Consider the following 13526-nt stretch of genomic DNA (forward strand, 5'->3'; position numbering starts at 1 on the left):
GATCAGTCCCTTCCGCTCAGATCAATTGAAGCGCCGCCACCACCGCTGTCGCCGCCGCGCAATGTGTGGGCGGCGGTCGAAACCCCGTGGGCGATCGCCTGCCGCTGGCGCATTGCCGTCGCCCATTTTGGCGGCCCGGACGCAGCTTCAGCGCCACCACTGTTCGTCGATGCGCCCGATTTCCCGGCGTTGAAGCTTTGCTTCATTGCATCGGCAGCGCGGCGGAGTGGGGACGTGGCGGCAGAGCCGGCCGCTCTTCCCAACGCACCGATGCCGCCCGCGACAGCGTCTCCCCCGCTCTTGCCCGCTGCACCGACGCTATAGGTGGCGCTGGTCGATCCGGCCGCACGGGCAGCGGCGCTCGATGCGCTCGCTACCGCCCCTCCAACAGCGCCGGCCGCGAGCCGTGCGCCTGCGGCCCCGCCGGCCAGCGTGGCGCCGGCTGCAATCGCCGTACCCGCCGCTGCGCCTGCACCAAGCTGCGGACCTCCGGTGACGATACCATTGGCGATGCCGGGGCCGAATATGCCCAGACCGAGCAACGCCAATGAGGCGAGCGCAATCGACATGGCCTGTTCCGCAGTCGGCGCTGTTCCACCCAGCGCGTTGATGAACTGGTCGAACAGTCCCGTGCCGATGCCGGTGATGACGGCGAGGACCAGGATCTTGATGCCGCTCGATACGATATGACCAAGCACCCGCTCCGCCATGAATGCCGTCCGCCCGAAAAAGGCGAAGGGCAGCAGGACGAATCCGGCCAGCGTCACCAGTTTGAACTCGATCAGCGTGATGAACAGCTGCACGGCAAGAATGAAGAAGGCGAGGATCACGATCATCCAGGCCAGCAGCAGCACGGCGATCTGGACGAAATTGGCGAAAAACGAGGTGAACCCCATCATCTCGGACGCGGACGTGAGAAGCGGTTCGCCTGCATCTAGCCCAACCGAGGCAACGCTACCCGGCTTCATGAACTCGGCGAGGCCGATGCCGGCGCCGCTCGCCTTAAGGCCCAGCCCGGCAAAGGACTGGAACAGGATTTGCGAGAGCGAGGAGAAGTTGCCGATGATGAACGCGAAAAAGCCGATATAGAGCGTCTTCTTGACTAGACGTTGCAGGACATCCTCGTCGGCACCCCATGCCCAAAACAGCCCGGCAAGTGTCACGTCGATTGCGATCAGCGTGGTCGAGAGAAACCCGACCTCCCCGCCAAGAAGGCCAAAACCGGAATCGATATAGGCCGTGAAGGTCACGAGGAACCGGTCGATGACGCCGACATCATTCATGTCCGGTAGGCTCCTGCCCATCGGATCGGGCGTTCCGGCCATCATTTGTGCCGAAGAAGCGGCGTCGCTCGGCTTCCCAGGCCGCTTCGCAGGTTGGATCCTGTGCCGTGACGTGCCGACAGCGAACAAGGGCGGCCGCGCGGCGCTCGGTCGACACCGGCATCGGCAGTATCTGTTCAGTGGGCGTGCCTCGCTGCTGGTGCATGACCGTGAGCACTGCAACCGTCAGCATGCTACCGCCGACGAGGCACGCCAGCGCGAGACGACCGCTCCGCATCCTATTGGCCCGAACGCGCCATGAATCGCTGGAATCGGACCCGGCCCTCCGCCTCCGCAGTGGCTGCGCGTGCCGCTTCGATCGTCTGGGCGCGGCCCTGCGCTGCGAGCATGGCGGTGATATCGGCCAGTTGCTGGGACTGGAGCGCGACAAGCTGGTTCCCGGCCTGGGCAGCTTGCAACGCGCCCGATGCCGACTGGCTGGCTGAAACAAGATCGTCCATCGATGTCCGGGTGCCGTCGATGTTGCCGACCACCCCGGCCTGGACCTTCAGCGCATCCTCGAACGCATCGACGCTGGTGGACCAACGTTCCCGGGCACCGGCGACGAGGTCGGCGTCTGAACTCGACAACGCTATATCGCCATATTTGGTCGAGAAGGCCTGCTCGATCTGGGTCACGTCATAGGCCAGGCGCTGTGCTTGCCCCAGCAAGCGCTGGGTCAGCCGCACCTGCTGCTGGAGCGCCTGAAGGCTGCTGAACGGCAAACTGGCGAGGTTTTTCGTGTCGTTGACAAGTGAAGTCGCTTCGTTCTGCAGCGACCGGATCTGGTTATTGATCTGCTGCAAGGCGCGCGCCGCCTGCATCACATTGGAGGCATAGTTGGTGGGATCATAGACAACCAGTGCCTGTGCCGGTGTCATGGCCAATGCGAGCGCAGCAGCGCACAGGCCAAGCGGGCGAACGATGAAGCGCGATGTCATGAGCATTGCTCCTTTGGCTCTTGCGTGGAAAGCAGGTCGGCAGCCCAGTCGTGCCCGCATGCGCGCAGCCAGGCCGCTGCGAACTGTTCGTCGCCCGGTCGGCTCAGTATCTGGTCAATCCTGCGCTGGTCGGACTTGGAGGACGCGGCGGTAAAGGCGAGCGCCACCTCCTTTAGCCCCAAATCCATCAGGCGATTGCCGCGGCGGGACTGGACATAATAATCGCGCTTTGGCGTCGCCCGCGCCAATATCTCTATCTGCCGGGCATTGAGCCCGAACCGGGCATAGATGGCGCTGATCTGCGGTTCGGTCGCCCGCTCATTGGCCAGGAATATCCGGGTCGGGCAGCTTTCGATGATGGCTGGCGCAATGGCGCTGGTTTCAATGTCGGCCAGGCTCTGCGTCGCGAAGATCACGCTCGCATTCTTCTTGCGCAGCGTCTTGAGCCATTCGCGTAATTGCGCGGCAAAGGTCGGGCTGTCGAGCACGAGCCAGCCCTCGTCGATGATGACGAGGCTGGGCGATCCATCGAGCCTGTTCTCGATCCGATGGAAAAGATAGGCCAGTACCGGAGCGGCTGCGGCGCAGCCCACCAGTCCTTCGGTTTCGAGTATCTGGACATGGGCATCGCCCAGTTGCTCTGCCTCGGCATCGAGCAGGCGACCCCAGGCGCCGCCCACGCAGTAGGGCTGCAGCGCCTGTTTGAGGATTTGGGATTGCAGGAGGACAGCAAGACCCGTCAGCGTCCGTTCGTCGGGCCTCGCGCTGGCGAGCGATCGGAGCGCCGCCCACAGATGGTCCTTGGCCTGGGGATCGAGCGTGATCCCCTCTGCCTCAAGGATCGAACCGACCCATTGCGCCGCCCATGCCTGTTCGACCGGATCATCGATCCTTGCAAGAGGCTGGAGCGATACAGCCGCATTCTCGGCGTGGAGCCCCGTCCCCAGATCCTGCCAGTCACCGCCCATCGCCAGCGCCGCGGCGCGCATGCTGGCGCCATAGTCGAAGGCAAAAATCTGTGCGCCGGGATAGCGGCGAAACTGCATCGCCATCAGGGCGAGCAGAACCGACTTGCCCGCGCCTGTCGGCCCCACCACCAGCGTGTGCCCGACGTCGCCAACATGCAGCGAGAAGCGGAAAGGCGTCGATCCTTCGGTTTTGGCATGGAATAGCGGCGGACCATCGAGATGCGCATCGCCCGGCGGTCCAGACCAGACGGCCGACAGCGGCATCATATGCGCCAGGTTGAGCGTGCTGATCGGCGGCTGCCGGACATTGGCGTAGACATGGCCCGGCAGCGATCCGAGCCAGGCCTCCACAGCGTTGAGACCTTCGGTCGTGCAGGTGAAATCCCGGCCCTGAACGACTTTCTCGACAAGGCGCAGCTTCTCGGCGGCGATTGCAGGGTTTGTGTCCCACACCGTCACTGTGGCGGTCACATAGGCCTGGCCGATCATGTCCGAGCCCAGTTCCTGCAACGCCAGATCGGCGTCTGCTGCCTTGTTCGATGCGTCCGTGTCCAACAGGGCCGAGGCTTCGTTGGTCATCACCTCCTTGAGAATGGCCGCGACTGACTTGCGCTTGGCAAACCATTGTCGCCGGATCTTGCCCAGCAATCGGGTGGCATCGGCCTTGTCGAGCATGATCGCCCGCGTCGACCAGCGATAGGGAAAGGCCAGACGATTGAGTTCGTCGAGCAGGCCAGGATAGGTTGAGGTCGGAAAGCCGGTTACCGTCAGGCTGCGCAGATGGCTGTTGCCGAGGCGGGGTTCCAGGCCACCGACCAGCGGTTCGTCAGCCAGGAGCGCATCGAGGTGCATCGGCGTTTCGGGCACGCGCACGGCCTGACGCCTGGTCGAGATGGTCGAGTGGAGATAGGTGAGGGTCGCACCATCATCGAGCCAGGCGATTTCCGGCAGGAAGCCTTCGAGCAACTGGACGATCCGGTGTGAGCGGTCGATAAAACCAGCGAGCAGTTCGGCTCCGTTGGACGTCGTCGTCGAACGGCCCTCGTAAAGCCAGCGTTCGGCCCGTGCGCTGTCTTCCGCCGGCGGCATCCACAGCAGGGTAACATAATAGGCGCTGTCATAATGCGCGCCTTCTTCATGGAATTGCTCGCGTCGTTCCCGGTCCAGCAGTCGCGAAGCCGGATCGGGAAAGACGTCGTCGGGATAATCGTTCGCTGGCACCCGCTGCGCCTCGGTGAACAAGGCCCAGCCCGAGCCGAGCCGACGCAGGGCGCTATTCAGCCGCGCGGTCGTCGCCACCAGTTCAGCGGGCGTCGCGGAATCGAGGTCCGGTCCCCGGAAACGGGCTGTGCGCTGGAACGAGCCGTCCTTGTTGAGGACGACGCCCGGCGCGACCAGAGCGGCCCAAGGCAGGAAATCGCTCAGGCTGCTCGCGGTCGAACGATATTCGCGCAGCGACATCATGCCGGTAGCCAGGTCGGATAGCGAACATGCCGCCGGGCCACATCGACGAAGTTCGGATCGTGGCGGGCGGCCCATACGCCCAGCACATGACCGATAGCCCAAAGCACCAGGCCTGCGATCCATAGCCGTAACCCGAGGCCGACGGCGCCCGCGAGCGTCCCGTTGACGATTGCCAGCGCGCGCGGCGCGCCGCCCAGAAGGATCGGCTCGGTGAGGGACCGATGGACCGGCACGTCAAAGCCTGGAACCTGTCCAACCCTATCCATCAGACGAGCGCTCCACCGCCGAACGAGAAGAAGGAGAGGAAGAAGCTCGTTGCGGCGAAGGCAATACTCAGACCGAATACGATCTGAATGAGCTTTCGCGCGCCGCCCGACGTATCGCCAAATGCAAGGGTCAGGCCGGTTACCGTGATGATCATCACGGCGATGATCTTGGCGACCGGCCCTTCGATCGATTCCAGGATGGACTGGAGCGGCGCTTCCCAAGGCATCGACGATCCGGCCGCATAGGCCGGAATCACGGACGCCATGGCTATGATGCCAGCGAGCGCCAAATGACTGGCACTCCGGCGGATTGGCACGACAGGCTGGATCATCAAACGTCTCCTTGGCTGGTAAGGGAATATTCGCCCCTGGGATCGAGGCCATCGACGCGGACCAATTCGGCCAGACGGCGGCCGTGGCCGTCGCGCACAAGCACCGCGACGATGTCGATCGTGTCGGCGATCAGGGCACGAGGGACCGTGACGACGGCTTCCTGGATGAGCTGTTCCATTCGCCGCAGTGCGCCCATGCCCGATCCCGCGTGGATGGTGCCGATCCCGCCCGGATGGCCCGTCCCCCATGCTTTGATCAGGTCGAGGGCTTCGGCCCCGCGCACCTCACCAATGGGGATGCGGTCTGGACGTAGGCGCAGGGCGGATCGCACGAGATCGGACAGCGTGGCGACGCCATCCTTGGTTCGCATCGCGATCAGGTTGGGAGATGTGCATTGGAGCTCGCGCGTATCCTCAATGAGGACGATCCTGTCGGTCGTCCTGGCGACCTCGGCCAGAAGCGCGTTGGTGAGCGTCGTCTTGCCGGTCCCTGTGCCACCGGCCACCAGGATGTTCTGGCGCGTGGAAACGGCTTGCGCCAATATATCGGCCTGGCGCGCAGACATGGTATTGGCGGCAACATAATCCTCGAGCGTGAACACAGCGACGGCGGGCTTGCGAATGGCGAATGTCGGGGACTGGACGACGGGCGGAAGAAGCCCCTCGAACCGCTCGCCGGTATCGGGAAGTTCGGCCGACACGCGAGGCGCTCCGTCATGAACCTCCGCGCCGACATGATGCGCGACCAGACGGATGATCCGCTCGCCGTCGGCGGCCGACAGACAGGCTCCGGTATCGCTGAGGCCTTCGCCCAGCCGATCAATCCAGATATGCCCGTCGGGATTGAGCATAATCTCGATGACACCAGCATCGTCGAGCCAGCCGATGATCGCCGAACCGAGCGCCGTGCGCAGCATACGCGAGCCGCGTGTCCTGGCTTCTGTACGGAGCGGATATATGCTCATGGATCGACCCTGCGAGTTTGCCGGACCGTTGGCGGTCCAGCTCAGGGGATGATCAAGAAAGCCACATTGCCTCTATCCGCAACATCGAAATCGCTTCGGCGTAGGCTGGCGCAGAAAGACAGGGAAACGGCGGTTTCACAGGAGCCATTCGATGAGGGGACGGCGCACCGCCCCCTCGACTTGAGGTTACCAATATCGGTGTCGCTGGAAGATTTCGGAAAAGGAGATGAGGCCGTCGAACAGCGCCCGGATCACGAGCGACGTTCGCTTCCGGACGCCATAGCGCTCGCGCGCGAACTTGAGATGCTGGATCACGGTTTCCTTGGAGATGCCCAATATGTCCGCAATCTCGCCGTCGGTATTGCCGCGGGCGGCCCATAGCACGCAGTCGCGTTGACGCTCCGTGATCGCGGAATCACCGGACAGGGTCGTGCGCCCGAGGAGGCGTTGCCCGCATTCGAACGCCAGCCCGCCTATCAGTTGGGCCGTCCAGATCTGATCGCGAGGCAGCGGCTCGTCGGCTCGGGTGACAAATGTACAGGATCCGCTGACTTCGCCAGGGATGTGCGAGGGGACGGTAAAACCTTCACCCAGCCCGTGGGCTTGACCGGCAGCTAGAACGGCGCGGTCGGCAGGCGTCAATGTCAGAAACCGTGGGATAGTTATCCACGCAAAGCCCAGATGGGTCCGGTGGCTGGCACGGCGAATGGGATCTCTTGGCCCCAGGTCTTTGTCGACATAATAGGCTGCCCAGCCGGACGGATAATTGTGGATCTGGAGGGGAAGCGCGTGCGGCATCCGCAGGTTGACATGCTCGGCTAGCGCAAAATAATCGAACCCCATCTCCCGCGCGATCTTCGCCAGGACTTCGTAGAGTATGTGTATGTTGGACGCCTCGGCTAATGCTGCGGCGAGGGCATCCAAACGTCGATATCGACCCATGATAATAGCATAATCGACCGCAAGGGCGTTCCCAACCCGCAGGTCTCGCGATTCGCCTTCCTCCTTCTGTGCGCTCCCCAGTCGTCCTCACAACGATCGGTAAAACGAGATGAGCGGACAGCTTATGGCATTTTCGCTATGTGACAATTGCGTGACGGTCATGTGGGATTGCCAACTGTGCAACCTGAGGCGTCTCCGTACATATGAACCACAGGCTCGATACACGGGTGGTCGAGGTTGGTCTGCCGCCAGCTAATCTCGGATACCAGCACATCCGTTTCGCGCCATGGCATGAGGTGCCGACACGATCACTGCTTTTCAGCCGCTGGCAAAAGTCCGTCTCTTACCTCTTGTAACGCAGCAGCGAACCTTAACGCCCACCAGTTTGAATCAACGCCGAGTGCGAAATGCCAACGACAACCCGGCTACGCCAGACAACGCCAAATACCGCTACAGTTGCAAATTCGGTGGAGACAATGTGGAGACAGCGACCAATTTAAGGAGCTTTGTCTCCAACATTCTGATCGCATCATGCCCCAGAAACCATTGATTTTTCGATGATTTCTGGAGCGGGCGAAGGGATTCGAACCCTCGACCCCAACCTTGGCAAGGTTGTGCTCTACCCCTGAGCTACGCCCGCTCTGGCGGCCGGAGGATGTGTCCCTCTCGGCGGGTGGCGGGGAACTAGCAGCGCTTTTGAGGATCGGCAAGGGAAGAATTGCACAAATATGAAATTCCTTGCTGCAAGTGCGGGAAAGCTTGGTTTTCCGCCACTTTTACCTCGTTCAGCGCCCTCGGCCGCTCCGCGCACCCAGCACAAAAATGTCAAACCATTGTCCGACTCGCTGTCCGGCTATCGCGCCGGTCCTGCCGCCCTGGCAATAGGTGCGCTTGCGCTGCCGCGCCTTGTCGATCATATTTCCTGCATCGGCAGGGATCATTTGCCGCCGCCCTTCGTATGACAGCCGATAGCAGAAGAAAGGGACCGCCATGCCGTCCGACCAGATCACCCGCCGGGGCATGTTGCGCGGTGGAACGACCATTGCCGCGGCGACGCCATTTCTTTCCAGCGCGCAGGCGGCACAGCCCGTTGCCGCTTCCTCTCGCGAAGGAACCCCGATGATCCCGGTGGAATTGACCGTCAATGGCCGCGAAGCGCATTTGCAGCTCGATCCGCGCACCAGCCTGCTCGACGCGCTGCGCGAGCATCTGCACCTCACCGGCACCAAGAAAGGGTGCGACCATGGCCAGTGCGGCGCCTGCACGGTCATCGTCGAAGGACGACGCATCAATAGCTGCCTGACGCTCGCGGTGATGCATGATGGCGAGGCGATCACGACGATCGAGGGGCTGGGCACACCCGACAAACTGCACCCGATGCAGCGCGCCTTCATCACCCATGACGGCTATCAATGCGGCTATTGCACGCCGGGGCAGATTTGCTCCGCCGTCGCCGTGCTGGAGGAAATCGAGGCGGGTATCCCCAGCCATGTCACCGACGATTTGGACAAGGTGGCGCTGACCGATGCCGAGCTGCGCGAGCGGATGAGCGGCAATATCTGCCGTTGCGCCGCCTATCCCAACATCATCGCCGCCATGAACGACGTGGCCGGGGGAGCCAAGGCATGAAGCCCTTTACCTATAGCCGCGCGACCAGCGCGCAGGAAGCGGCGAAGATGGCCGCTTCGACGCAGGGCGCGCGCTTCATTGCGGGCGGCACCAACCTGCTCGACCTGATGAAACTTCAGATCGAGACGCCCACGCATCTGATCGACGTCAATCCGCTGAAGCTCGATCAGATAGAGAAGACCGCCGATGGCGGGCTGCGCATTGGCGCGCTGGTGCGCAATACTGATCTCGCCGCCGACAAAGTGGTGCGGCGCGATTATGGCGTGTTGAGCCGCGCCTTGCTGTCGGGCGCATCCGGACAGCTGCGCAATAAAGCGACCACGGCGGGCAACCTGCTGCAACGCACGCGCTGCCCCTATTTCTATGACACGCGCATGCCCTGCAACAAGCGCAAGCCGGGCAGCGGCTGCGGCGCATTGCAGGGCATGAGCCGCAACCTGGCGATATTGGGCGTCAGCGATGCCTGCATCGCCCAACATCCGAGCGACATGGCGGTGGCGATGCGGCTGCTGGACGCGACGGTGGATACGGTCGGCGCGGATGGCGCGGCCCGGTCGATCCCGATCGCGGACTTCCACTTGCTGCCCGGCGATACGCCCCATGTCGAAACGGCGCTGAAAGCCGGGGAGATCATCACATCGGTCACCCTGCCCAAGCCGATCGGCGGCACCCATGTCTATCGCAAGGTGCGCGACCGTTCCTCCTATGCCTTCGCGCTGGTGTCGGTGGCAGCGGTGTTCGGCAAGAATGGCGCGTCGCGCTTTGCTTTTGGCGGCATCGGCGCAAAGCCTTGGCGCACGGCCGATGCGGATGCGGCGGCCGGGTCCGGTGCCAAGGCGGTGGCGGAGGCCGCGCTGGCGGGCGCACGCACGACGCATCATAATGATTTCAAGAAAAAGCTGGTCGAACAGACGCTGACGTCGCTCTATCGGCAGAAGGAGGCACGGGCATGAAGTTCGATACGCCCGCCGGGTTGAACCCGATCGACAAGGGCCGGGTCGTGGGCAAGGCCCATGACCGGATCGACGGCGCCGCCAAGGTGACCGGCACCGCGCCCTATGCCTATGAGCGGCACGATGCCGCACCCAATGCCGCCTATGGCTGGATGATCGGGTCGGGCATCGCCAAAGGGCGCATTGCTGCCATGGACCTGCGCGCGGCCGAGGCTGCGCCCGGCGTTCTGGGCATCGTCACGCACGCCAATGCCGGAAAACTCGGCAAGGGCAGCATGAATACCGCACCTCTGCTGGGTGGGCCGCAGATCGACCATTATGACCAGGCGGTTGCGCTGGTCATCGCCGATACCTTCGAAAATGCGCGCGACGCCGCCAAGCTGGTACGGATTGACTACACCAGCGAAGGCGGGAAGTTCGACCTGACCGCCGAGCGGGCCAATGCCGTCAAGCCACCCGAAGGCGGCTTTGGCGGGTCACCCGATACGGCGGTCGGCGATTTCGACGGCGCGTTCGCCAAGGCGGCGGTCAAGGTCGATCAGAATTACTCCACCCCCGACCATAGCCACGCAATGCTGGAGCCACATGCCTCCACCGCGGTGTGGAATGGCGACAAGCTAACGCTGTGGACGTCCAACCAGATGATCGCATGGACCGTGGGCGATGTTGCCAAGACATTGGGCATCCCTAAGGCGAATGTCCGGCTGGTGTCGCCCTATATCGGCGGCGGCTTCGGGGCCAAGCTGTTCTTGCGCGCCGATGCGTTGCTCGCGGCGTTGGGGGCAAGGCAGGTCGGACGTCCGGTCAAGGTCGCGCTCGCGCGGCACCAGATCCCCAACAACACCACCCATCGCCCGGCGACGATCCAGCGCATCCGCATCGGCGCGGACAAGGATGGCGTGATCGACGCGATCGGCCATGAAGTCTGGTCGGGCGACCTGCCCGGCGGCGGGCCGGAAACGGCGGCGCAGCAGACGCGGCTGCTCTATCGTGGTGCCAATCGGATGACCGCACACCGGCTGGCGACGCTCCATCTGCCCGAAGGCAATGCGATGCGCGCGCCGGGCGAAGCGGTCGGCCTGCTCGCGCTGGAGGTCGCGATGGATGAACTGGCCGAAGCCTGCGGCGTCGATCCGGTCGAGCTACGCATCCGCAACGATGTGCAATATGATCCCGAAGCAGGCACGCAGCGGCCCTTCTCCAGCCGCAAGCTGGTGGAGTGCATGCGCGCCGGGGCCGAACGTTTCGGCTGGAACAAGCGGCAGGCAAAGCCGGGCCAGGTGCGCGATGGACGCTGGATGGTCGGTATGGGCGTGGCCTCCGCCTTCCGCAACAATCTGGTCGGCAAGTCGGGCGCGCGGATCGGCGTCGATGCCAAGGGGCAGGTGATCGTCGAAACCGATATGACTGACATCGGCACCGGCAGCTATACGATCATCGCCCAGACGGCGGCGGAGATGATGGGCGTGCCGATCGAGGCCGTCACCGTCCGGTTGGGCGACAGCCGCTTTCCCGTTTCGGCGGGTTCGGGCGGACAATGGGGGGCTAACAGCTCTACGGCGGGCGTCTATGTCGCCGCCATGGCGTTGCGCGCGAAATTGGCGGAGAAGGCGGGCTATCCGGTTGATCAGGCCGAGTTCGAGGAGGGCCTCATCCGCCACGAGAACAAGTCCCAGACGCTGGCGGCGCTCGCCGGGCGTGAAGGTGTGTGGGCCGAGGACAGCATCGAATTCGGCGATCTCGACAAACGCTATGCGCAGGCGACCTTCGGCGCGCATTTCTGCGAAGTCGGCGTCGATATCGACACGGCCGAAGTGCGTATCCGCCGCATGGGCGGCGCGTTCGCGGCCGGGCGCATCCTCAATCCCAAATCCGCGCGCAGCCAGGTCATCGGCGCGATGACCATGGGGGCGGGATCGGCGCTGATGGAGGCGCTGGACGTGGACACTCGCTTCGGTTTCTTCGTCAATCACGACATGGCCGAATATCTGGTGCCGGTCCACGCGGACATCCCCGAACAAGACGTGCTGTTCATCGAAGAGTTGGACGACAAAAGCTCGCCGATGAAGGCCAAGGGTGTGGGCGAGCTGGGTATTTGCGGTGCTGGTGCGGCGGTGGCCAACGCCATCTATAACGCGACCGGCATCCGCATCCGCGACTATCCGCTGACCATCGACAAATTGCTCAAGGCGCGGGCGGTCTGATCAGCCTGCGCCTCGAGGAGAAGAAGTGATCTTCCCTCGACTGGGGAGGCATGATCTTTGTGTTCTGTCATTGGCTTGCGGAAGCCGGCGGCAATCGCGCGGTGCGCGGGAAGCCCTGCCAACACACTGATTATGTCCAATTCATGCTATAGTTTTGGTCTTTTCCTGCGCTATCCCCACTCCGTTTTTATAGATGGGGTAAACTCGACGGCAACATTGCTCGATCGAGGTGCAGGAGGGAATGATGGCGACTATTATTGGCGACAATCTGCCGAATACGCTCACTGGCACAATCGACCCTGATGAAATTTACGGCGGCGGCGGCGATGATGTCATTTCCGGCGGCTTGGGCGATGATTCCCTCTATGGTGAGGATGGCAATGACACGATCAACGGCGATAGCGGCGATGATCTGATCGACGGCGGCGTCGGCAACGACATATTGAACGGCGGCGATGGTAATGATGAGATCATCACTGGTGTCGGCAACGACATTGTCGATGGGGGCAATGGCGCCGACTATATCGTTATAGGGTCATCGCTGAATACCGCCGACCGCATCAATGGCGGTACCGGCAGTGACGTCGACATATTGTCGATATCGGGCATCTACGCCAATTCCATCCTCTTCGACGCTGATACGGTGCGCGGGGTCGAGCGTTTTTCGATCGGTTCAGGGCAAGTGCGTCTGACATTGCATGCCATGACTGACGTGCGATGGATCGACGCGGGATCACAACTGCAAACCGATTTCCTGCACCTGAATGCGACTGCGGCGACCAATGCCATGATCATTACCGGCGGCGCGGGTGATGATGTCATTACCGGCGGCAGCGGCGATGATGTGATCAACGGGGGGCTGGGCCAGGATATGCTGGTCGGTGGCGCTGGCAACGACCAGATCATCGGTGGCCTGGATGGGGACATGCTGACCGGCGGGGCAGGCAATGATATCTTCACCCTGACCTACAACACGCCGCGTTCGGATTCCTCGCCTTCCACGATCGATATCATTACCGATTTCGAAGGCGCTGGTGTAACCGGCGGCGACAAGATCGATCTGCCTTCCTACGCCTATGGCCGGGGCATCGCGTTCAACGCGACTCCGATCAACTTCACCTTCGTCATTGGCGGTGGCGCGTCGGGCGTGCAGTTGCCCGCCGAACTGGTCGGCGATGGCTTTGCCGACGTGTCGTGGAAGCATGACACCGTCAACAATCGTGTCGAACTATGGGTCGATGTCGATGACAACGGTCAGTTTTCCGAACTCGATATCTACACCTATATCAACGGTATCACGTCGCTGACGCAGGAGGATTTCACCGACAGCTTCCCGATCTGGCGCGGAACTGTCGGCGGGGACTCGCTCCTGGCAAGCGCCGGAAACATTATCGCTTATGGCCTTGGCGGCAATGACACGATGCGGGGCGGGGACGGAAACGACACGCTCTACGGGGGCGATGGTGCCGACGTGCTACGGGGCGGCAACGACAATGACACGCTGTATGGCGATGCCGGGAACGACACGCTGTATGGCGAT

The 13526-nt window shown here is 62.8% G+C and carries 12 protein-coding genes, 1 tRNA gene and 1 pseudogene; 5 read left to right on the top strand and 9 right to left on the bottom strand.

All coding sequences use genetic code 11. The annotated features are described in order from the left end of the window. Positions 1 to 2: 2 nt before the first annotated feature. The 9 genes from trbL to IL54_RS10005 form a co-directional block, all read right to left on the bottom strand. Positions 3 to 1283: a P-type conjugative transfer protein TrbL gene (gene trbL, locus IL54_RS09965; protein WP_037475274.1), complete on the bottom strand. Its 1281-nt coding sequence runs from the start codon at positions 1281 to 1283 to the stop codon at positions 3 to 5. Further along, positions 1276 to 1560: a putative entry exclusion protein TrbK-alt gene (gene trbK-alt, locus IL54_RS25905; RefSeq protein WP_052027639.1), complete on the bottom strand. Its 285-nt coding sequence runs from the start codon at positions 1558 to 1560 to the stop codon at positions 1276 to 1278. The genes trbL and trbK-alt overlap by 8 nt, the downstream gene beginning before the upstream one ends. Before the next feature lies 1 nt (position 1561). After that, positions 1562 to 2263, bottom strand: a complete 702-nt coding sequence (gene trbJ / locus IL54_RS09975) for a P-type conjugative transfer protein TrbJ (RefSeq protein ID WP_037478299.1) — start codon at positions 2261 to 2263, stop codon at positions 1562 to 1564. After that, positions 2260 to 4695 (bottom strand): conjugal transfer protein TrbE, encoded by a 2436-nt coding sequence (gene trbE, locus IL54_RS09980; RefSeq protein ID WP_037475277.1) that lies wholly within the window; start codon positions 4693 to 4695, stop codon positions 2260 to 2262. Before trbE ends, trbJ begins: the two co-directional genes overlap by 4 nt. Continuing rightward, positions 4692 to 4961: a VirB3 family type IV secretion system protein gene (locus IL54_RS09985; protein ID WP_037475279.1), complete on the bottom strand. Its 270-nt coding sequence runs from the start codon at positions 4959 to 4961 to the stop codon at positions 4692 to 4694. Before IL54_RS09985 ends, trbE begins: the two co-directional genes overlap by 4 nt. Beyond that, the gene (locus IL54_RS09990) at positions 4961 to 5293 is read right to left on the bottom strand and encodes a TrbC/VirB2 family protein (RefSeq protein ID WP_037475283.1); all 333 of its coding nucleotides are present in this window, start codon (positions 5291 to 5293) and stop codon (positions 4961 to 4963) included. Before IL54_RS09990 ends, IL54_RS09985 begins: the two co-directional genes overlap by 1 nt. Next, entirely contained in the window at positions 5293 to 6258 is a 966-nt protein-coding gene (trbB, locus tag IL54_RS09995) for a P-type conjugative transfer ATPase TrbB (protein ID WP_037475285.1), read from the bottom strand. Before trbB ends, IL54_RS09990 begins: the two co-directional genes overlap by 1 nt. Before the next feature lie 186 nt (positions 6259 to 6444). Beyond that, complete coding sequence (locus tag IL54_RS10000) at positions 6445 to 7182, bottom strand: helix-turn-helix transcriptional regulator (protein WP_052027640.1); 738 nt, start codon at positions 7180 to 7182, stop codon at positions 6445 to 6447. Positions 7183 to 7765: 583 nt separating this feature from the next. Further along, a tRNA-Gly gene (locus IL54_RS10005) sits at positions 7766 to 7840 on the bottom strand. A gap of 88 nt (positions 7841 to 7928) precedes the next feature. On the opposite strand from IL54_RS10005, the gene IL54_RS24100 reads away from it, so the two are divergent. The 5 genes and pseudogenes from IL54_RS24100 to IL54_RS25375 form a co-directional block, all read left to right on the top strand. Then, the gene (locus tag IL54_RS24100) at positions 7929 to 8162 is read left to right on the top strand and encodes a hypothetical protein (protein ID WP_156106186.1); all 234 of its coding nucleotides are present in this window, start codon (positions 7929 to 7931) and stop codon (positions 8160 to 8162) included. 28 nt (positions 8163 to 8190) lie between these two features. Next, on the top strand, positions 8191 to 8829 hold the full coding sequence (paoA, locus tag IL54_RS10015) for an aldehyde dehydrogenase iron-sulfur subunit PaoA (RefSeq protein WP_037475292.1): 639 nt from the start codon (positions 8191 to 8193) through the stop codon (positions 8827 to 8829). Continuing rightward, positions 8826 to 9782, top strand: a complete 957-nt coding sequence (locus IL54_RS10020) for an FAD binding domain-containing protein (protein WP_037475294.1) — start codon at positions 8826 to 8828, stop codon at positions 9780 to 9782. Before paoA ends, IL54_RS10020 begins: the two co-directional genes overlap by 4 nt. After that, positions 9779 to 11986 (top strand): aldehyde oxidoreductase molybdenum-binding subunit PaoC, encoded by a 2208-nt coding sequence (gene paoC, locus IL54_RS10025; protein WP_037475297.1) that lies wholly within the window; start codon positions 9779 to 9781, stop codon positions 11984 to 11986. The genes IL54_RS10020 and paoC overlap by 4 nt, the downstream gene beginning before the upstream one ends. A gap of 241 nt (positions 11987 to 12227) precedes the next feature. After that, a pseudogene (locus IL54_RS25375) lies at positions 12228 to 13526 on the top strand (hypothetical protein); the annotation flags it as partial.

The organism is Sphingobium sp. ba1 (genome assembly GCF_000743655.1).
Classification (GTDB): Bacteria; Pseudomonadota; Alphaproteobacteria; order Sphingomonadales; family Sphingomonadaceae; genus Sphingobium.

Bases quoted from the DNA above. Each gene is read 5' to 3' on its own strand.
- trbL (WP_037475274.1), bottom strand. From the start codon at position 1,283: ATGAATGATGTCGGCGTCATCGACCGGTTCCTCGTGACCTTCACGGCC.
- trbK-alt (WP_052027639.1), bottom strand. From the start codon at position 1,560: ATGCGGAGCGGTCGTCTCGCGCTGGCGTGCCTCGTCGGCGGTAGCATG.
- trbJ (WP_037478299.1), bottom strand. From the start codon at position 2,263: ATGACATCGCGCTTCATCGTTCGCCCGCTTGGCCTGTGCGCTGCTGCG.
- trbE (WP_037475277.1), bottom strand. From the start codon at position 4,695: ATGATGTCGCTGCGCGAATATCGTTCGACCGCGAGCAGCCTGAGCGAT.
- IL54_RS09985 (WP_037475279.1), bottom strand. From the start codon at position 4,961: ATGGATAGGGTTGGACAGGTTCCAGGCTTTGACGTGCCGGTCCATCGG.
- IL54_RS09990 (WP_037475283.1), bottom strand. From the start codon at position 5,293: ATGATCCAGCCTGTCGTGCCAATCCGCCGGAGTGCCAGTCATTTGGCG.
- trbB (WP_037475285.1), bottom strand. From the start codon at position 6,258: ATGAGCATATATCCGCTCCGTACAGAAGCCAGGACACGCGGCTCGCGT.
- IL54_RS24100 (WP_156106186.1), top strand. From the start codon at position 7,929: ATGAAATTCCTTGCTGCAAGTGCGGGAAAGCTTGGTTTTCCGCCACTT.
- paoA (WP_037475292.1), top strand. From the start codon at position 8,191: ATGCCGTCCGACCAGATCACCCGCCGGGGCATGTTGCGCGGTGGAACG.
- IL54_RS10020 (WP_037475294.1), top strand. From the start codon at position 8,826: ATGAAGCCCTTTACCTATAGCCGCGCGACCAGCGCGCAGGAAGCGGCG.
- paoC (WP_037475297.1), top strand. From the start codon at position 9,779: ATGAAGTTCGATACGCCCGCCGGGTTGAACCCGATCGACAAGGGCCGG.